The organism is Pseudolabrys taiwanensis, from assembly GCF_003367395.1.
In the GTDB taxonomy this organism is placed as follows: Bacteria; Pseudomonadota; Alphaproteobacteria; order Rhizobiales; family Xanthobacteraceae; genus Pseudolabrys; species Pseudolabrys taiwanensis.
In genome coordinates this window covers 3,122,686-3,142,608 of the sequence record NZ_CP031417.1, presented here as the reverse complement: position 1 = coordinate 3,142,608, position 19,923 = coordinate 3,122,686, and the positions used below count along the sequence as shown (strand labels likewise).

At 64.9% G+C, this 19,923-nt stretch carries 17 protein-coding genes; 7 read left to right on the top strand and 10 right to left on the bottom strand.

Annotated features, from left to right (window positions below; genetic code table 11):
• The first annotated feature begins 60 nt into the window (after positions 1 to 60).
• The gene (locus DW352_RS14990; RefSeq protein WP_115692091.1) at positions 61 to 591 is read left to right on the top strand and encodes a cytochrome b; all 531 of its coding nucleotides are present in this window, start codon (positions 61 to 63) and stop codon (positions 589 to 591) included.
• Between the two features lie 18 nt (positions 592 to 609).
• Here DW352_RS14990 and DW352_RS14985 read toward each other — a convergent pair whose 3' ends face one another.
• Together DW352_RS14985 and DW352_RS14980 are read right to left on the bottom strand one after the other, a co-directional pair.
• The gene (locus DW352_RS14985) at positions 610 to 2,709 is read right to left on the bottom strand and encodes an ABC transporter permease (protein ID WP_115692090.1); all 2,100 of its coding nucleotides are present in this window, start codon (positions 2,707 to 2,709) and stop codon (positions 610 to 612) included.
• 8 nt (positions 2,710 to 2,717) lie between these two features.
• On the bottom strand, positions 2,718 to 3,977 hold the full coding sequence (locus DW352_RS14980; protein ID WP_245434125.1) for an efflux RND transporter periplasmic adaptor subunit: 1,260 nt from the start codon (positions 3,975 to 3,977) through the stop codon (positions 2,718 to 2,720).
• A 234-nt stretch (positions 3,978 to 4,211) separates the two neighbouring features.
• On the opposite strand from DW352_RS14980, the gene DW352_RS14975 reads away from it, so the two are divergent.
• The gene (locus DW352_RS14975; protein WP_162826985.1) at positions 4,212 to 5,240 is read left to right on the top strand and encodes a hypothetical protein; all 1,029 of its coding nucleotides are present in this window, start codon (positions 4,212 to 4,214) and stop codon (positions 5,238 to 5,240) included.
• A 20-nt stretch (positions 5,241 to 5,260) separates the two neighbouring features.
• On the opposite strand, the gene DW352_RS14970 is transcribed toward DW352_RS14975, so the two are convergent.
• From DW352_RS14970 to DW352_RS14960, 3 genes are all read right to left on the bottom strand, one after another.
• A complete protein-coding gene (locus DW352_RS14970; protein WP_115692087.1) occupies positions 5,261 to 5,818 on the bottom strand; it encodes an HNH endonuclease in 558 nt (185 codons plus the stop codon).
• A gap of 166 nt (positions 5,819 to 5,984) precedes the next feature.
• On the bottom strand, positions 5,985 to 6,665 hold the full coding sequence (locus DW352_RS14965; protein ID WP_115692086.1) for an alpha/beta hydrolase: 681 nt from the start codon (positions 6,663 to 6,665) through the stop codon (positions 5,985 to 5,987).
• Positions 6,658 to 7,428, bottom strand: coding sequence for a DNA-3-methyladenine glycosylase family protein (locus DW352_RS14960; RefSeq protein WP_115692085.1), 771 nt, complete (start codon positions 7,426 to 7,428; stop codon positions 6,658 to 6,660). The genes DW352_RS14965 and DW352_RS14960 overlap by 8 nt, the downstream gene beginning before the upstream one ends.
• Before the next feature lie 184 nt (positions 7,429 to 7,612).
• Between DW352_RS14960 and gluQRS the strand changes: the two genes are divergently transcribed.
• Entirely contained in the window at positions 7,613 to 8,485 is an 873-nt protein-coding gene (gene gluQRS, locus DW352_RS14955; RefSeq protein ID WP_115692084.1) for a tRNA glutamyl-Q(34) synthetase GluQRS, read from the top strand.
• Positions 8,486 to 8,524: 39 nt separating this feature from the next.
• Positions 8,525 to 9,712, top strand: coding sequence for an ATP-binding protein (locus DW352_RS14950; RefSeq protein WP_115692083.1), 1,188 nt, complete (start codon positions 8,525 to 8,527; stop codon positions 9,710 to 9,712).
• A 12-nt stretch (positions 9,713 to 9,724) separates the two neighbouring features.
• Here the strand turns inward: DW352_RS14950 and DW352_RS14945 are convergent, their stop codons facing one another.
• Positions 9,725 to 11,710 (bottom strand): protein meaA, encoded by a 1,986-nt coding sequence (locus tag DW352_RS14945; protein ID WP_115692082.1) that lies wholly within the window; start codon positions 11,708 to 11,710, stop codon positions 9,725 to 9,727.
• A gap of 267 nt (positions 11,711 to 11,977) precedes the next feature.
• Between DW352_RS14945 and ccrA the strand changes: the two genes are divergently transcribed.
• Positions 11,978 to 13,255, top strand: a complete 1,278-nt coding sequence (ccrA, locus tag DW352_RS14940) for a crotonyl-CoA carboxylase/reductase (protein WP_115692081.1) — start codon at positions 11,978 to 11,980, stop codon at positions 13,253 to 13,255.
• Between the two features lie 54 nt (positions 13,256 to 13,309).
• On the opposite strand, the gene DW352_RS14935 is transcribed toward ccrA, so the two are convergent.
• From DW352_RS14935 to DW352_RS14925, 3 genes are all read right to left on the bottom strand, one after another.
• On the bottom strand, positions 13,310 to 14,287 hold the full coding sequence (locus DW352_RS14935; protein WP_115692080.1) for a Bug family tripartite tricarboxylate transporter substrate binding protein: 978 nt from the start codon (positions 14,285 to 14,287) through the stop codon (positions 13,310 to 13,312).
• A 62-nt stretch (positions 14,288 to 14,349) separates the two neighbouring features.
• Complete coding sequence (locus tag DW352_RS14930) at positions 14,350 to 14,907, bottom strand: cupin domain-containing protein (protein ID WP_115692079.1); 558 nt, start codon at positions 14,905 to 14,907, stop codon at positions 14,350 to 14,352.
• A gap of 33 nt (positions 14,908 to 14,940) precedes the next feature.
• On the bottom strand, positions 14,941 to 16,731 hold the full coding sequence (locus DW352_RS14925; protein WP_162826983.1) for a CocE/NonD family hydrolase: 1,791 nt from the start codon (positions 16,729 to 16,731) through the stop codon (positions 14,941 to 14,943).
• Between the two features lie 296 nt (positions 16,732 to 17,027).
• On the opposite strand from DW352_RS14925, the gene DW352_RS14920 reads away from it, so the two are divergent.
• Together DW352_RS14920 and DW352_RS26840 are read left to right on the top strand one after the other, a co-directional pair.
• Positions 17,028 to 17,702, top strand: a complete 675-nt coding sequence (locus tag DW352_RS14920) for a TetR/AcrR family transcriptional regulator (RefSeq protein WP_115692077.1) — start codon at positions 17,028 to 17,030, stop codon at positions 17,700 to 17,702.
• Between the two features lie 304 nt (positions 17,703 to 18,006).
• Positions 18,007 to 18,300, top strand: a complete 294-nt coding sequence (locus DW352_RS26840) for a hypothetical protein (protein WP_210209836.1) — start codon at positions 18,007 to 18,009, stop codon at positions 18,298 to 18,300.
• A gap of 632 nt (positions 18,301 to 18,932) precedes the next feature.
• Here DW352_RS26840 and DW352_RS14910 read toward each other — a convergent pair.
• Positions 18,933 to 19,781, bottom strand: coding sequence for a YihY/virulence factor BrkB family protein (locus DW352_RS14910; RefSeq protein WP_115692075.1), 849 nt, complete (start codon positions 19,779 to 19,781; stop codon positions 18,933 to 18,935).
• Between the last annotated feature and the right edge of the window lie 142 nt (positions 19,782 to 19,923).

Below are 19,923 nucleotides of genomic sequence, written 5' to 3'. Positions count from 1 at the left end.
CAACAACGACGATTGAACGCATATGGGGGCGGTGTCGTTCCACCGCAAGAGGGTAATCCAATGACGCGCGGCTACACCGGCACAGCGAAGTTCCTGCACTGGCTGATCGTGGCCCTGCTGATCGGCCAGTTCTATGCCGCGTGGTCGATGCCGCATATCGGCCGCAATACGGCGATGAGCAGCCTCATCAGCCTGCATTTCACCATCGGCGTCGTCATCCTCGCGGTCGCCGTCGTCAGGCTGGCCTGGCGGCTGACCCATCCGGAACCGGCGCCGATCGACGGCGTGCCGCCGTGGCAGACGGCGAGCGCGCGGATCGTGCACTGGCTGCTCTACGTGCTCTTGTTGGCGCTGCCGATCCTGGGCTGGATCAATGCCTCCTGGCGCAACATGCCGATCGTCATGTTTGGCCATCAACTGCCCCTGCTGGTCGCGCCACGCGATCCGGCGTGGGGCTGGACCGGCGACGTGCACGCGCTGCTGTCGAACTACTTGCTGCTCGCGCTGGTCGGCCTGCATGTCGCAGCGGCGCTCTACCACCAGTTCGTCCGGCGCGACGGAACGCTCGGCCGCATGCTGCCGGGCCGCTGATCAGGCGCGCGGGTCACGCTATTCGTATCTGAGCGCCTCGATCGGATCGAGGCCGGCCGCTTTGCGCGCGGGGTAATAGCCGAAGAAGATGCCGACCGCGGCCGAAAACAGGAAGCCGCCGGCGACCGCCATCAACGATATCGGTGCCGCCCAGCCCGCGAGCAATGAGATGGCGAGCGAGAAGGCGACACCCATCACGATGCCGGCGATGCCGCCGGTGATGCTGAGCAACACCGCCTCGGCCAGGAACTGCAACAGCACGTGAATGCGTCGCGCGCCGATGGCCATGCGTAAGCCGATCTCGCGCGTGCGCTCCGTGACCGAGACGAGCAGGATGTTCATGATGCCGATGCCGCCGACGACGAGCGAGATGGAGGCGACGGCGGCGAGCAGCAGCGCCATGATGCGGCTCGAGCTCTCGGCGGTCTCCGCGATCTGGCTCAGATTGCGGACGGAAAAGTCGTCATCGCTTCCGGCTTTGATACGGTGCCGGCGGCGCAGGATATCGGTCGCCTGCGCGACCGCCGGCTGCACGCTGGCGCCGCTCGCGGCCTGCAGGAAGATCTGGTTGACGTAACCGGTCAGGTGCGTGGTGAGTGCGTAGGGGTTCGGCGGGTCAGGATAGATCCAGTTGAGCTGGGCTTGCGTCTGCGTCGGCGCGGCGACGCCCAGCACCTTGCGCTCGGCGGTGTTGAACGGGATCATCACCACGTCGTCCTGGTCGGTGCCGAACGGCGTCTGCCCCTTGCTGGCGAGCACGCCGATCACCCGCATCGGCACGTTCTTGACTTGGATCAGCGCGCCGATCGGATCGGTGGTTTCGCCGAACAACTGCCGCTGCACCGACTTGCCGATGACGACGACCAGCGCCGCGCTAGCGTCATCGTCGTCGTCGATGCCGCGCCCGCTCTCGATGCGCCAGTTGGTCATCGGCGGGTAGTTCGGACTTACGCCCTGGATGCTCGTCGTCCAGTTCTGGTTGGCATATTGCGTCTGGCCGGACTGACGGATGAGATAGCTGACGCCGCTCACGGCGGTGGACTCGCGCCGGATCGCGATGGCGTCGTTGACCGTCAACGTCGAGGCGCTGCCGAAGCCGCCGCGCGCGCCGCCCATCGTACGGGCGCCGGGCAGCACGACCACCAGATTGGTGCCGAGACTTTCGATCTGCTTGCGCACCGCTTCGTTGGCGCCCTGGCCGACGGCGACCATGGCGATCAGCGCCGCGACGCCGATGAACACGCCGAGCATGGTCAGCGCCGACCGCATCATGTTGCGGTGAAGCGCCTGCAACGCGGCGGCGACGATCATCCGGCCGAAGGCCCACGCCGTATGCGTGTGCCGGGCGATGGCGCCGGCGGCGCGGTGCGCGGGCGCGATGGCGCCGGCCGCCGCCGTGAGCGGCACTTTGGTCGGCTTCGGGTTGCGCAGGTCGGAAACGATTTCCCCGTCACGCATCGTGATGGTGCGATCGGCGTAGGCGGCGATATCCGACTCATGCGTGACGACGATCACGGTGACGCCGTGCTCGCGGTTCAGCCGTGCCAGCGTCTCCATGATCTCGTGCGAGGTGCGGGTATCGAGATTGCCGGTGGGCTCGTCCGCGAGCAGGAGGCCGGGCTCGTTGATGAGCGCGCGGGCGATGGCGACGCGCTGCTGCTGACCGCCGGAGAGCTGCCCCGGCGTGTTGTTCTCGCGTTCGCCAAGGCCGAGGAGCTTCAGCGCGGCGCGGGCCCGCTCGGTCCGCGCCGTGGCGCTCTCGGGGCCGCTGGCGGCGTAGAACAGCGGCAGCGCGACATTCTCGATCGCGCTCGTGCGCGCCAGCAGATTGAAGCTCTGGAACACGAAGCCGAGCCGCTCGCTGCGCAGCCGCGCGCGTTCCGGCTCGCCGAGTTGCGCGACGTCGATGCCCTCGAAGAAGTAACGGCCGCCGCTCGGACGATCGAGGCAGCCGAGTACGGCCATTAAGGTGGATTTGCCGGAGCCCGACGCGCCCATGATGGCGACGAACTCGCCGGCATTGACCGTCAGGCTGACGTCGCGCAAGGCGTGCACGTCGATGTCGCCGACATGGTAGGTCCGCGACACGTGCTCCAGTCGGATGATGGGTTCGCTCATGGCGACGCTCAGAACCGCGGGACCGGCAATGACGATTTGGCCGTGCCGCGCTGCTCGGCGACGATCACCTTGTCGCCTTCCTTGATGTCGCCGCTGACGATCTCGGCAAAGGTGTCATCGTCGAGACCGGCCGTCACGGCGACAGCCGTGGGCGCGCCGTTGCGTAGAATAAAGACGCGGCCTTGATGTCCGCGGCCCTGTTCGAGGCGCGGCGCCCCAGGCGGGGCGTAGCGCAAGGCCTGGCTCGGCACACGCAGCACATTGGTGCGCGCGTCGATGATGACGCGGGTGTCGGCGGTCATGCCGGGCTTCAAAGACAAGTGCGAATTGTCGACGCCGACGACCACGTCGTAGGTGACGACATTCTGCACCGTTTGCGGCGACTGACGCACCTGGGTGACTGCGCCTTGGAATATCCGGCGCGGGAAAGCGTCGACGGTGAAGGTCGCCTTGTTGCCTTCCTTGATGCCGCCAATGTCGCTCTCGCTGACATTGGTATCGACCTGCATCTGGGTGAGATCGGTCGCAATCAGGAACAAGGTCGGCGTCTGGAAGCTCGCGGCCACCGTCTGGCCGACGGTGACGTTGCGCGACACGACCGTGCCATCCACCGGCGAGACGATGTTGGTGTAGTCGAGGTTGACCTGCGCGGCGGCGAGTTGCGCCTGACGCTGGGCGATGGTCGCCTGATCGACGCCGACCTGCGCGGTCGCCTGGTCGAGCGCGTTCTTGGAATTGTCGAGCGTGTCTTTCGACACCGCGCTTGTCAGCGCCAGCCTGGCATTGCGGTCGTAATTGAGCCGCGCGTAAGCCAGGTTGGCCTTGTCCTTTTCGAGTTGGGCTTGCGCGACGAGAAGGTTGGCTTTGTTCTGATCGACGACGGTCTGATACGGCGCGGGATCGATCTTGGCGCAGACCTGTCCGACTTTGACCTGCGTGTTGTAATCGCAGTGGATCTCCTTGATCACGCCGGACACGTAGCTGCCGACGATGATCGTCAGCACCGGGTTGACGGTGCCGGTCGCAGTCACCGTGCGGGTGACATCGCCGCGGCTGACGGCGGCTTCGGTGTATTGCACCGCCGGGCTGGCGGTCCACCAGCGCCATGCCGCGAAAGCAACGGCAGCCAAAACGATGGCGACGATCAGGCCAGCGAGCCATCGGCGTCGCCGTCTCGGCGGTTCGGGGGCAGCGGCTGGCTTTGGCACCAACGTGACCGGCGGAGCGGCATCGCTACGCGACACGGTCGATCCAGAAGGCATAGTCATCGCACCATCCCTGCGCCCCGGTAACTGGATAGCGCGAGTGCGAGGTGCGGCTTTTGATGCTGGTCAACTCATGCGACGGCCGGCCGAACGAAGGTTCGCTTTTTTGTCGCCCCGCGCCGCGCCGCGCAATGCGCGAGTGACGCTTGCGAAATATCAATGTCGATGAAACGGGAGTCCGTCTCGATATCTTAGAAGATCGACGTCGGTGTGCTGCACGGTCGGGTCGGAATGACCATGAGACGGATCGTCATTATGGTATTGGCATCGCTCGGGGCCGTGACGGCTGCCGCGCGTGCCGCCGAACCGGTGGCGGTCGTTCCCATCGTAAAGGATTGGGTGCGATTTACCGACCCGCAGGAGCGTGCTTTCACCATCGACGTGCCGCGGTACTGGCGGGTCGAGGGCGGCACCGCCCGCTGGAACGCGCTGCAATATCGGTTCTGGCTACGGGTCACGTCGCCTGACGGCAACACAATTCTCGCCATCAACGATCCGGCAGAGCCGTTCTTCATCTTGCCGACGCCGACGCTTGCCGGTGCCGGCTTCTACGAAGGACGTGACTACAGCCCGACCGGTATCACCTTCTATAAAGTGGCGCGTTATCGCGATGGCGCGCAATATTCGGGCGCATGGGGGCAGACCAAGCTCGCCTCGCTGTGCAGCGACATCCGGCAGGTCTCCGGTCGCGCGCTGCCAGAACTGACACAGACGACGAATTACTATGTTAGCGCGCTCGGCATGCATCGGGACGAAGGTGATGCAGTCTTCTCATGTCGCCGGAATGGCGTGGCGATGACGGCCTATGTGCAGACGGGCGTCAATCGTGTCGGCAGTCAGGCGGAAGGCCTTTGGTGGGCCGATCAGATCGTGGCCTTTCTCGCGCCGGCGCAGCTTTCGGGTCTGGCAGCCGGGCTGTTGGCGCGCATGGTCGGCACAGCGCGACTCGATCCCGGCTGGGTCGAGCGTCAGCACGGCACCAATGCCGCGGTGTCCCAGATCACCACGGCGACCAACGCGGCGATTTCAGACATCATCATGCGCGGTTGGGCCGAGCGCGGGGCGGCGATTGATCGTGTCATGGAAGAAGGCTCGCGCGCTCGTCTCGGCATCGACATCTATGCCGACCCGGTAACCGGCACCGAGTACACCGTCGCGCTCGGTAGCAAGTATTACTGGACGAACGCCGCAGGAGCGGTGGTTGGCACCGATACTGACACCGCGCCGGCGGGATGGCGGAAGCTGAACCGTGTGCCGCCACGATGATGATGTGGCCGCGGGGAGCCTCAAGGCTCCAGTTCGCTGTCCCAGTAGAGATAGTCGACCCAGCTTTCGTGCAGATAGTTCGGCGGGAAGAGCCGGCCGTTTTTGTGCAGCTGATGCACCGTCGGCTGGAACGGATAATGCGACGGAAACATCCGGGCTTCGTCGGGCGTCAGATTGGCCTTGCGCAAATTGCAGGGCGAGCAGGCGGTGATCACGTTATCCCAGGTGGTCAGGCCGCCGCGCGAACGCGGTATCAAATGATCGAAAGTAAGGTCGTCGCGGTCGCCGCAATATTGGCAGGAGAAGCGGTCGCGCAAAAAGACGTTGAAGCGGGTGAAGGCGGGGTGCGTCGAAGGTTTGACGAAGGTCTTTAAGGACACCACGCTGGGAAGCTTCATTTCGAAGCTTGGACTTCGAACCGCGTGGTCGTAATTGGCGACGATGTTCACGCGTTCGAGGAATACCGCTTTGATCGTGTCCTGCCAGGACCAAAGCGATAGAGGGTAGTAGCTCAACGGCCGGAAGTCCGCGTTGAGCACCAGCGCGGGAAACCCGCTGGACGAAACGTGCACGTTCAAAGTGACGCTCCTCGACCTCCTGAGGCTGCCGCCACGCAGCGAACACTCTACTAATAGAGCACCGTGACGAGATTGTGAAGTAGATGTGGGGGCGAGCGCAAGCCCCACTTTATCAGGTGTTTTTGAACTGCTGGCGCTCCATCTCGGGTCTGCCCGAAATCGATTCTCAGGGCGTGGCGCGCCGGTTGAAACGGCGCGCCAGGAATTCACCGCCTTGGCGCAGGCCTTCCTGGTCGATGCCGTGGCCGATCCCCGCGGAAATGTGGAATTCCACCGGTACATCGAGCGCGGCGAGGCCTTGCGCCGCGTGGAAGAGCGCCTGCACCGGAATGAGGTCGTCCGAATCGCCGTGCACCAGCAGCACCGGCGGACGCGCGCGGATGTCGGCGGCGAACCGTTCCATTTCCGCATCGCTCTCCGGCGTTACCAGCATGCCGGAGTAACCGACGATGGCGGCCGGCGCTTCGGCGCGGCGCAAGCCCACATGCAGCGACATCATGGTGCCCTGGCTGAAGCCGACCAGCGCCAGCGCCGATCCGGGCAGGTTGTGGCGCTGCAGTTCGGCGTCGAGGAAGGCGTTGAGCACCGGCGCCGCGGCGTTCACGCCGGTCCAGCGCTCGTTGAGATCGCGGAAGGTGAGGGGAAACCATTCCCGGCCCATCGGCGCTTGTCCGCAAGGACGTGGCGCATGCGGCGACACGAAAGCGGCGTCCGGCATGAGCGGCTGCCAGGCGCGGCCGATCTCGATGAGGTCGTTGCCGTCGGCGCCATAGCCATGCAGGAAGACGACGAGTTGGCGCGCCTGTCCAGAAAGCGGCTCCAGGCGCGGGCCGTTGAGTTCAACCATTCGTCTTCTTCCTTTTCGCTTTCTTCGCTATCGCTGGCTTCTTCGGTTTCTTCGGCGCCGACTTGGTCTTGGTCTTGGTCTTCGTCTTGCTCTTGGCTCTGGGCTTCGCTTTACCCGGTTCGAGCGAGATGCCCTCGCGCCGTTTGACGACGTGATAGTAGGCCCACAGCAAATGCGCGGCCACACCGCGCCAGGGACGCCAGGCTTCGGCCAGCTTGGTGAGGGCCTTCGCGTCCGGCCGCTTGGGCAGATCGAAGGCGATGCGCGCCGCTTCCTGCACGGCCAGATCGCCGGCGGGAAAGGCGTCGGCATGGCCGAGACAGAACAGCAGATAGATGTCCGCTGTCCACGGCCCGATGCCGTGCAAGGCGACGAGCGCCTGATGCGCGACGTCGGCATCCATCTCGCCGACCGCGTTGAGGTCGATCGCGCCGTCCGCCACGGCTTTGCCGATCTCACGGATGGCTTTGATCTTGGCCGTCGACAGACCGAGGCGTTTCAGCTTGTCGGTGCGCGCCTTGCGGACGGTGTCATGGTGGAAGGGCTGAAAGGCGGCGAGCAGGCGCGCGCGGATGGCCGCGGCGCTCGCGGTCGACAGCTGCTGGCCGCAGACGATCGCGCACAGGCCGGCATAGCCCGGCTCGCGCTGACGCAAATCGAAGGGACCGGCCTTCTCGGCGACCGGCTGCAGGCGCGGGTCGTGCCGGATGAGTTCGGCGAGCGCGGCTTCGAGATCGGCCTGGTTGCGGAGGAAGTGGGTCATGCTCTTCTGTCTTGCCCTCTCAATTTACCTGGCTGTCATCGCCCGCGAAAGCGGGCGATCCACGTGCCTCCGCTGTCATGCCCGCGAAAGCGGGCATCCAGTAATCAGCGGCACCGGTTGGACTCGCAAGCGCTTCGGAGTACTGGATCGTCCGCTTTCGCGGACGATGACGCCCTGAGGATTCATGTCGCCACCCGTTTTCCGCTTCGCCCCATCGCCAAACGGCTATCTGCACCTCGGCCACGCGCTGTCGGCGCTGCTGAACGCGGACATGGCCCGCCAGGCGGACGGCCGCGTCCTGCTGCGCATCGAGGACATCGATGCCAGCCGCTGCCGGCCGGAATACGAGCAGGCGGTCTACGAGGACCTCGCTTGGCTCGGCATAACGTGGGACGGGCCGGTGCGGCGGCAGTCCGAGCATTTCGACGACTACCGGGCGGCGCTCGCCAAACTGGAGGCGCAGGGCCTAGTTTATCCAAGCTTCGAGAGCCGGGCGGAGATTGCGGCCATGGTCGCCGCGCGCGAAGCGCAGGCGCCTTGGCTGCGCGACCCCGACGGCGCGCCGCTCTATCCTGGCGCGGCGAAGGACATGCCGTCAGACGAACGGGCGCGCCGGCTGGCGTCCGGGGCGCCCTACGCGCTGCGGCTCGACATGGCGGCAGCGTTGGCCCGCGTCGATGCGCTGACCTGGCAGGAGACGGGTACCGGCCCGGCCGGCGAGACGGGAACGATCGCCGCCGATCCGGCCGCCTGGGGCGATGTCGTTCTGGCCCGCAAGGACACGCCCACGAGCTATCATCTGGCGGTGGCGGCCGACGACGCCGCGCAGGGCATTACCGATGTGGTGCGTGGCCAGGACCTCTTCCACGCCACCGCGGTGCATCGTCTCCTGCAGGCCCTGCTCGGCCTGCCGGCGCCGCGCTATCACCATCACCGGCTGGTGCTCGACCCTGATGGCCGCAAGCTGTCGAAGTCCACCCAGGCGACCGGCCTGCGGGAACTGCGGGCGCGGGGATTAACCGCTGGGGACGTTCGGCGGTTAGTTGGTCTCGATTGAGACTGCCGGGCGTGCGAAAGTGCCCCTGCAGGTGGGGCGATGGCGAAACGTAAGCGAAAACTCAAGTCCGGGCGGCACCGTGCGCCCGCGCGCCGGCGCGCGCGCGCGACAGTGCCGGCCTCGCGGGCGGTCGAGGCGGCGCTCGCCGGCATTGCGCACGACATCCGCACGCCGCTGACCGGTCTCGTGGCGCTTGCCGAGTTGCTGGCGGCGTCCGACCTCGGCGACCGCGAGCGCGAATGGGCGCAGGCGATCAAGAGCGGCGCCGAGCACCTCGCGGGACTATCGACGCTGATCGTCGACGCTGTCAGGGGCGAAGCGGCATCCTTGGTGCTGCGGCCGGAGCCGTTCTCACCGCGCGCTTTGGCCGAGGCGGTGGGTGAAGCGATAGCGGCGCGCGCCGGCGGCAAGGGGCTGAGCGCCGAGGTCGCGATCGCGGAAGAGCTTCCGCCGCTCGTGGCTGGCGATGCGTTGCGGTTGCGCGCCGCGCTCGAGAATCTCGCCGACAACGCCGTGAAGTTCACGCATGACGGCGGTGTCCGCTTCACTGCCGCGGCGGAGAAAGCGGCGCGCGGCCGTCTGCGGCTGGTGTTCACTTTCGGCGACAGCGGCATTGGCATGACGGCGGCCGAACTGAAGCGGCTGTTCCGCCCGTTTGCGCAGGCGAGCGAAGACATCGCGCGGCGCTATGGCGGCGCGGGGCTTGGCCTCACCTTCGTCAAACGCATCGCCAAGGCGATGGGCGGCGATCTCACGGTCACCAGCAAGCCTGGCAAAGGCAGCACCTTTCGTCTCACCGCGCTGGTCGAGGCCGCCGCGCGCGAGCGCAACGCGCAGGGCAGTACGTCACAGACGCCGGCCCGTGCGCTCAAACTGTTGTGCGTCGAAGACAATCCGTATGGCCGAGTGGTGATGAACACGATCCTGCGCGAGTTTGGCCATCGCGTCGATTTCGTCGAGAGCGGCGATGCGGCGATCGAAGCCATCGGGCGCGGTGGTTACGACGCGGTGTTGATGGACGTCACCTTGTCCGGCATCGATGGCCTCGAGACGACGCGCCGCATCCGCGCATTGCCTGATGTGCGAGGGCAGGTGCCGGTGATCGGCATCTCCGGCCGCGATCGGGCGGACGACGAAGACGCGGCGCGTGCGGCGGGCATGAACTTCTATCTCACCAAGCCGGTGAGCCCGCGCAAGCTGGCCGAGGCGCTGGCCAGCTTCAGTTAAGGCGCGCAACGCTTACGCGTTGGTCTGGCCGTTCTTGGCTTCCACGATCCGCACCAGATCGCCCATGATGCGGTTGAGCTCGAAGTCCTTCGGCGTATAGACCGCGGCGACGCCGACCTTTTCCAGTTCGGCCGCGTCTTCCGGCGGGATGATGCCGCCGGCGACGACGGGCACATCGAGCCCCGCTTCCTTGATGCGGCCGACGACATCCTTCACCAGCGGCAGATGACTGCCCGACAGGATGGAGAGGCCGATGACATGCGCCTTCTCCTTGCGCGCCGCTTCGACGATCTCTTCCGGCGTCAGGCGGATGCCTTCATAGACGACTTGCATGCCGGCGTCGCGCGCGCGCACGGCGATCTGTTCGGCGCCGTTCGAATGCCCGTCGAGGCCGGGCTTGCCAACCAGGAAGGTCATGCGACGGCCGAGTTTCTTCGACACACGGTCGACGTCGGCGCGGAGGTCGTCCAGGCCTTCGACGTCGTTGCGCATCGCGCGGCCAACGCCGGTCGGCGCGCGATATTCGCCGAAGGCTTCGCGCAACGTCCAGCCCCATTCACCGGTGGTGACGCCGGCTTTGGCGCACTCGATCGATGGCGGCATGATGTTGGCGCCGCTCTGCGCCGCGCGCTTGAGCGCGGCCAACGCCGCCGCGACCGCTTTGTCGTCACGCGCGGCACGCCAGGCTTTCAGGCGTGCGATCTGATCGTGCTCGGCTTCTTCCGAGACGGTCATGATGGCTTCGACGCCGCCGGTCAGCGGCGACGGCTCGCTTTCGGTGAAGCGATTGACACCGACGACCGTATGCTCGCCGCGTTCGATCGCTTCCAGCCGCGCGGTGTTCGATTCGACGAGCTGCTGCTTCATGTAGCCGCTCTCGACCGCGGCGACCGCGCCGCCCATCTCCTCGATGCGGCGCAGCTCTTCCTTGGCTTCGCGTTTGAGTTCTTCGACCTTGCGATCGATCGCGGCGGAGCCGTCGAAGATGTCGCCGTATTCGAGCAGATCGGTTTCGTAGGCGAGGATCTGCTGCATGCGCAGCGACCACTGCTGATCCCAAGGCCGCGGCAGGCCGAGCGCCTCGTTCCAGGCCGGCAGCTGCACGGCGCGGGCGCGCGCTTTTTTCGACAGCGTGACGGCCAGCATCTCGATGAGGATGCGCGCGACGTTGTTCTCGGGCTGCGGCTCGGTGAGGCCGAGCGAGTTCACCTGCACGCCGTAGCGGAACAGACGCTGTTTCGGATCGGTAACGCCGTAGCGCTCGCGCGTGAGTTCGTCCCAGAGATCGACGAAGGCGCGCATCTTGCAGATTTCGGTGACGAAGCGCAGGCCCGCATTGACGAAGAACGAGATGCGGCCGACCACCTCGCCGAATTTCTCCTGATCGACCTCGCCCGACGCCTTGACCGTATCGAGCACGGCGATCGCGGTGGCGAGCGCGAAAGCGAGCTCCTGGACCGGCGTCGCGCCGGCCTCCTGCAGATGATAGCTGCAGATGTTCATCGGATTCCATTTCGGCAGCTCGGACGTGGTGAAGATCGCCACGTCCTTGATCAGCCGAAGCGACGGCTTGGGCGGAAACACATAGGTGCCGCGCGAGAGATATTCCTTGATGATGTCGTTCTGGATCGTGCCTTGCAGGCTCGTGCGCGGCGCGCCTTGCTCGTCCGCCACCGCGATGTAAAGCGCCATCAGCCACGCCGCGGTGGCGTTGATGGTCATCGACGTGTTCATCGAGGCGAGCGGTATCTCGTCGAATAGCGCGCGCATGTCGCCGAGGTGGCATATCGGGACACCGACCTTGCCGACCTCGCCACGCGCCAACACATGATCGCTGTCGTAACCGGTCTGCGTCGGCAGATCGAACGCGACCGAAAGGCCGGTCTGACCTTTGGCCAGGTTCTTGCGATAAAGCGCATTGGACGCCGTCGCCGTCGAATGACCGGCGTAGGTTCTGAAAATCCACGGCTTATCGCGCTTTATCGTCTCGCGGGTCATGTCGCGCTTTTTTTGGCGGTGTCCGTTGGACGACAGCGTGCCGCCTTTCCTATTGCAACGCAATATGTATCTAGGCCGATCGGCGGGGACCTGGGATAGGTTCCGACGCAACTAACCGCGCCACGGGAGGCCCGGATTCATCGACGATTTTGAATGCGCCGGTCGGACCGGCCGATGGAACGGCGGCTTTGTCGCGGAGTTCTATATTGCGTTGCAGCATGTCTTGGGTCACACTGCTTTAAAATGAGCACCTAGGGAGACTGCGGAATGCCGGCTGTCGCGCCCCGACGAAGTGTTACGTCCGTCAAGGATTTGTACGGCATCGGCGAAGTCCCGCCGCTCGGGCATGTCCCCGAGAAGATGCACGCCTGGGTGATCCGGCAGGACCGGCACGGACCGCCGGATAAATCTTTCCAACTCGAAGTCGTGCCGACCTGGAGCATTGGCGAGGACGAAGTCCTCATCATGGTGATGGCCGGTGGCGTCAACTACAACGGCATCTGGGCCGGTCTCGGTCAGCCCATCACGCCCTTCAACGTTCATAAGCAGCCTTTCCATATCGCCGGCTCCGACGCCTCCGGCGTGGTCTGGGCGGTCGGCTCAAAGGTCAAACGCTGGCAGGTCGGCGACGAAGTCATCGTTCATTGCAATCAGGACGACGGCGACGACGAGGACTGTAACGGCGGCGATCCGCTGCTCTCGCCCTCGCAACGCATCTGGGGCTACGAGACGCCGGACGGTTCGTTCGCGCAGTTCTGCCGCGTGCAGTCGCGTCAGCTGATGCACAAGCCGAAGCATCTCTCCTGGGAAGAGGCGGCCTGCTATACGCTGACGCTCGCCACCGCCTACCGCATGCTGTTCGGCCATTCGCCGCACACGCTAAAGCCCGGCGATAACGTGCTGGTGTGGGGCGCCTCCGGCGGGCTCGGCGTGTTCGGCATCCAGCTCGTCGCTGCTTCGGGCGCCAACGCGATTGCCGTCGTCTCCGACGATTCCAAGGCCGAGTACGTGCTCAATCTCGGTGCCAAGGGCGTGATCAACCGCAAGGACTTCAAGTGCTGGGGTCAGTTGCCGCAGGTCAACTCGGCCGAGTTCAACGATTGGGCGAAGGAAGCCCGCCGCTTCGGCAAGGCGATCTGGGACATCACCGGCAAGCGTGACGTCGACATCGTGTTCGAGCATCCGGGCGAGCAGACCTTCCCGGTCTCGTGCATGGTGGTCAAGCGCGGCGGCATGGTCGTGTTCTGCGCCGGCACCACCGGCTTCAACATCACCTTCGACGCGCGTTACGTCTGGATGCGGCAGAAGCGCATCCAGGGCTCGCACTTCGCGCACTTGAAGCAGGCGAGCCAAGCCAACCGCTTCGTGCTCGAACAGCGCATCGACCCGTGCATGAGCGAGGTCTTCCCCTGGGAGAACATCCCGCTCGCGCACATGAAGATGTGGAAGAACCAGCACCTGCCCGGCAACATGGCGGTGCTGGTCAACGCGCCGCGCGCCGGGCTCAAGACTTTCGAGGATACGCTCGAGGCGGTGGGCAGCTAAGCCGCTGCGCTACCGCCTATCGGTCTGAGGTGAGTGCGCCGGGCGGTGGGAGCGCTACTGGATCTTGATGCCCGCCGCTTTCACCACCTTGCCCCACTTGTCGGCATCGTCGGCGATGAACTTGGCGAACTCGGCCGGCGTGCTCGTAAACGGCTCGCTGCCGAACTCGGCCATCTTCGCCCTTATGGCGGGATCGGTCAGCACCGCATTGGTCTCCCTGTTGAGACGGTCGATAATCTCCGCGGGCGTGCCCTTTGGCGCGCCGAGACCGAGCCATCCGATGACGGTGTAGCCGGGGACCGTTTCGGCAATCGTCGGGACGTCGGGCAGCATGGGAACACGTGCGGTCGAGGACACGCCAAGCGCGCGTATCTTGCCTGCTTTGATCAGCGGCAGCGACACTCCGACCGAGTCGATGAGCGCCTGCACGTCGCCCGCCGTGACGGCGGCGAGCGCCGCCGGCGAACCGCGGTACGGCACGTGCAGTACGTCGATGCCGGTCGCCATCTTGAGCAATTCTCCGGCGAGGTGGGGCAGGTTGCCGGTGCCGTTCGACGACAGATTGATCTTGCCCGGGTTGGCTTTCGCGTAGGCGATAAATTCCGCCACGGTCTTGACCGGCATCGACGGGTTGACCGTCAGCACGAACGTATCGCGGTTGATCGTCGCGATCGGCGCGATGTCCTTGAGCACCGTGACGGGATTGTCGGGGTAGAGCGATACGTTGACGGCATGCGGCGACGCCAGCAGCAACAGCGTATGGCCGTCGGCCGGCGCGCGGGCCACCGTTTGTAGCGCCAAATTTCCGCCGGCGCCGAAGCGATTTTCGACGACGACGGGCTGCCCCAGACGCCGCGACAGCGCCTCTCCGATGAGACGCGCCATCACGTCGGGGATCGCGCCGGCCGGAAGAAACACGACCAGGGTGATCGGTCGCGAGGGATAAGTCTGGGCCCGCGTTGGGCCGGAAAGGATCGAAAGAGAGGCGGCGCTAGCGGCCAATTGGATGAACCTGCGACGTCCGGCGTCCATGTTTGTCTCCTCCAGTTGAATTGCCCCGGTTTTTTTGAGGGGCTTTTTGATTCACGACACGCTTACTTGGTCCAGCCTTGTTTCCACGCAGATGGTTCATTGGCATCGATGAGGATGAATGCGATGCGGCATGGCCTGCTACCGTTGTTCACCCAGGCATGATTGGTGCCTTGTTGCACCAGCACGTCGCCGGCTTTCATGTGCACCTCGGTGTCGTCCATCAGCATATCGATCTCGCCATCGAGAACGATGGCGTAGTCGACGCTGCGGGTGCGATGCGTGTTGGCGTGGCGCATGTAGCCCTGCGTCGCCGGGTCGATCCCCATGCCGATCAGGATCTTGTCATGGTCGACATGGCCTGTTCCCGGCCGAGTGGGTGGGAAGTCGACGATCCGGAAGATCGAGCCGTTCTGCGGTGGCGGTACGCCGACCTTGGTCGCTGTGCGATCGATGCTGCCATTGACGTCCGCCGGGGATTCGCTCGTGACCCAAAGCATGGTGATGGCGTTCCCGCCGGGCGTTCGCTGATGCGCTTCCACGGCGCCGTCGAACAGCGCTACGGCTTTGCCGTCCGCATCGTGGCCCGTAACGATCCGCCTTGTTGTCCGCTTAATTTCCATAATTGAACCTGTCTGTTGTTCTTGTGCCGCGCATCAGATCGGGATGACGGGGAGAAGCACGTGCGACGGCCGCTCCGCGTCGTGATAGATTTTATGCATCACGGTTTTGCTGCTGCAGATGTGGTAGGGCACGTATTCCGCGTTGGTCGCGCCCGCGACGCCGGTAGGCGAATCCATGCTCGCGATTTCGATGCAGATGCGGTGGCCCTTTCGGAACATGTTGGCCGTCGCCGTGATCTCGATTTGATATTCGTTGATCTCGCCCGGCACGATCGCTTTGCGGCTGTCGCGTGTCAGGACGTGCCATGGCTTCCACGGCTTCGAGCGCTTAGGATCGGTCTGCCGCAGCGATGCCTTCAGCCACCCGCGTGTCACTTCCCGCTCCGGAAGGTCGGACGGTGGCTCGCGTTCGCCCTCGCGCACGCTCATCACGGACGCGTCGGGCCCGACATCCTTCACGATGACGAACCAGTTGGTGTCCTCCTGATCAATTTCGGCAAAGAGCGTCAGCGACATCGGCCCTGCGACGAGGACGTCGTCGGGCAGCGGATCGGTCATGTACCTCAGTTTCTGGATGACCTTCGTCTGCGTGAGCGGCATCTGCACGAATGCGTCGGGCGGCACGTATTGGTCGACGCTGCTTGGGATGAATGGTTCGGCGCTCAGCCGCTCCCAGCTGTCAAGGTAGAGCTTGGTCCATTGCGTTTCCGGCAACGGCCAGTTCGTCGCCGTACGCCAGCGGTTTTCGCCCATCACCCAGAACTTGACGGGCGGTTCGCGCATCACATCGGTATCGATCCCTCGCAGCCAGTGGTCGAACCACCGGAGCATCTCGCGATGAAAAGAATGAAAGGGACGCTCGAGATGAGCGGGGCCGGTGAACATCAGTTTCTTGGGGGCATCGGCGGCGGCGAAGTAGTTCTGCGCGCCGTTGAGATGGGTCTTGTACGTGTATCCGTACCAGCCTGAGCCGGTATAGAAGGGGATCTTGATCTTCGCGAGGTCGGCCTCCGCCTGCTCGACCGTTCCCGGTTTCTCGTAAGGGTCGATGAACATGTCGAAGATGGGCGGCATGTGCTGCCCCTTCTGCGCGATCATGTTCAAAACGTTCGGGTACATGCGGTAGTCGGGATTGGCCATCGCCTCCCGCCAATAGCTCTCTTTCGGTTCCGGCAGTTGGCCCGGTGCGCCGCGATGCTGGTGCATCGCCGAAAAATGACCCACGAGATAACGGAAGAGGTGGAGAACGCCGCCCGGATATTCCTCGCGGAAGCTGCCGAGCGTGCCGTAGGCGCCGCGCGGGTCGAACGGGAAGATCGCCTTCAGATGCGGCGGCTGCTGTTTGGCGACATGAAACTGCTCGGCGCCGAAGCCCGAGATGCCCACCATGCCGACATTGCCGTCGCACCAGGGCTGTGCGGCAATCCATTCGATGAGGTCGTAGCTGTCCCATTGCCGCGAGCCGCCGCCCTCCGATTTGCCGACGGCGCGCGGCGATCCGATGATGTGAACGTAGCCCCGCGACACGAGGAAGTGGGTATCGCCGGCCTCCTGCGGGCCGGTCCACAGCGGTGTCCAGGCCGGCTGCGGCGGCAACGTCTCGGTAACGTCGGGGCCTTGAATATCCTTGTTGTAGATGGCGAAGGCGAGCAGCGCCGGAAGCTTCTCGGTCGTGTCGGGACGATAGATGTCGACGCAGATCTTCACCCCGTCACGCATAGGAACGTAGACATCTCTGTCGCGGATCATGCGCGAATAGGTGGGAGCGCGATCGTATTCGGTCGGAGGCGTGTCGCTCGAATTCAAAATTCGCGTGGTAGCCATCGTGCTCATTCTCTGATGTCCCATTGCGTCTAGGGCCGCGTGCGGATGCAGGGGCGCGTGAGATTGTTGCGCTGCGTTGCTGCGCGCCATTTGTCGGAAAAGCCGACCGTTTCCTCTCCCGCGCCGCGGCATTGCCCGCAGTCGCCATTGTCATTTTATTTGATCGCGCTCATAATTGAGCACGCTCAATTATGAGTCAAGGGCCTCCGAGCCGGCTGCGAAGGGCGCGTAGCCGCCGCCGCGCGTTGGGGGGAGGCGCCGTGTGTTATAGAGAAGCTGTGGATTCGCGAGGGTGAATGTCGCCGACCCGTCCTAAACAGAAGCCTCTGCGGCCGTCGAACGATGGTCTTCTTGGCTTGCGTGAAAAGAACAAGCTCGAGAAATTGCGCCGCATCAAGTCGGCGGCGCGAAAGCTGTTCATCCAAAGGGGATTCGACGACACCACGACGCGGGAGATTGCCCAGCTCGCGGGTGTCGGCATCGGCACGGTGTTCACTTATGCCGACAACAAACGTGATCTGCTATTCCTGATCGCCAACGAGGATCTCGCGGACGTGACGGAAAAGGCGGAGGCCGCTATCCGCGACGATGCGCCCTGTCTGCAGAACCTCATCACCGTGTTTCGGCATCATTACGAACTCTTCGGCCGGCAGCCGCTGCTGTCGCGCCTGATGCTTCGCGAGATGACGTTTTACGATTCGGGGCGGCAAGCCGCTGAGTTTCAGGCCATCCGCGAGCGCGTCATTCGCTTGGTCGGGCGAGTGATCAAAATGGCGATCGATCGGCAGACGGTTCATTCATCCGAGGACGCCGATTTCATCGGATGGGTTGCCTTCAGCATCTTTCAAGTCGAGCTGCGCCGCTGGCTCATGTCAAAAAAGCTGGACGTCGAGGCCGGGGTCGACGCATTGCAGCGGGCTCTTAAGCTGTTCATGCAGGGTGTGACACCGGCGAAGACGCGCCAGCGCTGATCTGTCGGAGATCCGAAGCGGTTTGAATTGTTCGTATGCTCGCTATTCCACGCGGGCGGGACGGTCCCGATGTATGCGCGCTTGCCCTCGCGGCGCAACGAACGGCCGCGCCATCGTGAGCTGTTCCGGGATCAGCGACGGTTGTTGTGTCGGCGCCGGCCGCAATGAATTGTCCTCGCGGCTCGGCGGCCTCGGTCTGCCGGGACTCTGACGATCGGGCCTCATGTCCGCGGCAGAGGAGCGTGCCGCCGGCGTTGGTGCAGCGGGCTTCCGCCGGCGGAGAGCCGCAAGTTTCGCAAGGGCCGTGTCGACCAACCCTGCCGCCCATTCGATGAAATTGCCGAGCGTGGCTGTGACGGGCTTTCGTCGGCGGATGACCGCGATCATGATCGACAGCGCGCCCGCCAGGCCCGCGGCCAATGCGATGATCAGCAGATCCTGGACCACGGAGTGGGGCGAAGGATTGGCCGGCGTTGACGTTGTGACCGGTACGCCATCGGGCCGGGCGACGGCGTCAGGCGTCGTTGCCGCGGATGTGTCGGTGGGAGTTGAAGCCGCATTTGCCGGGCTGTCGTCCGGTGTGGCGGGCCCGCGTTGAACGTCGGCCGGTGCCGGGGCTGACGGGGCGCCCCACGGCGTGGCGGCGCCCTGCGCGGCCATCGGTTCGCTCGCGGGTTGGAGGGGCGGGGCCGTGATTGTGTTGGCCGATGCTGGAGCGGTAATGGCGCCTGCGGCGGCGTCGCTGCGGGATGGATTGGGATTGCCGTTCGATGCGCCACCGGCCGGCTGTGCCGATGCATCACGCGGCGTTGGCGCCGAGGTTCGCTCTGCCGAAGGGCCTGTCTCGGCGGGGGCCGCCGGTCGAGCGGTGCCGTGGGACCGCGCGGCCTTCGCACTCGCCTCGTGCAGATACCAGCACTTGCGTTTGGTTGTCTTGTCGAGATGGTAATACCAATGCTGCCCGCTGGGGGCCGCGCCTTTCGGCGCGGCAAGACAATCGTCTGCGGCAGCGGGCGATGTTTGCGCGACAAAGACCGCGGCGAGCGCGGCCACTGATGCGGAAATCGCGGTCCGGCCTGGGTTGCGCAACGTTCATCCCCTCGTCTAGATGCGGCGCACCTTCCAAACAGATCAATGCGTCTCAAACGTGCGGGTGACGGGACGATTTTGGGGCAGCGCGCGTAGAGGTTGCCGGCCGTCGCGGACCGCGGCCGTTACGCGAGGCGCATCCTATGTGGTGGGCTCCACGCGCTGCTTGGCGATGACGGCGTTCATCTCCGCGCCGTAAACGAAGATCGAGGCGCAGACGTAAAGGAAGATGAGCGCGATCATCGCCGAGGCGAGCCCCGCATACATCGTCACATAGGCGAAGGCGTATTCGGCCAGATAGCGGCCGAAGGCGGCGCCGGCCCCCAGCCAGAGCAGCAAGGTCGCCACGATGCCGGGCGCGATGTCGGTGAGCGAGCGCCGGCCGGCCGGCAGCCAACTGTGCACGATGATAAGTGCGAGCACCAGCACCACGGCGGCGACGCCGTACCGGGCCAGCGTGATGATACCGCTGAACGGCGCCAGCCTCGGTACGAATTGCAAGAGCTTGGCCCAGATGAAGGGCGCCAGCACCACCAGAAACGAGAACGCCAGGATTGCGACGGCGCCGAGCAGCACGTAGACGATCGATTCCATCCGCAGCAGCCACCACGGCCGCAGCTCTTTCATGTTGTAGGCGCGGTTGAGCCCGATGCGCAGGCTCTCGACGCCGCTGGAGGCGAAGTACAGCGCGAACAGCACGCCGAAGGTGAGCACGTCGCCGCGCGCCGCGGTCAGGACGCCGCTGATGTCGAGCGCGATGGGGGCGGCCACCTCCTGCGGCCAGGCTTCGAGCAGGATGCGCGCCGCTTCGTCGGCGAGCTGCTTCGAGCCGAAGAAGAAACCGGCGAGCGCCGTCACCACGATCAGGAACGGGAACAGCGCCATGAGGCTGGAGAGCGCGATATGGCTTGCGATGGCCCAGCCGTCATCGGCGAGAAAGTGCCGGAAGCCGTCGATGACCGCACGGACCGCTAACTTGAGAAGGTGCAATGAATCGCCTCCGGAGCGTTCTGACCGTCAGATCGTCCATTGCCCGGCGCTTTGCAAGGGCGTGTTCTGTCGTCCCGGGCGACTGAGCGCTAGCGAAGGAGGCCCGGGCCCTTACGCCGCAGTCTATCGATAGGCTGAGGCG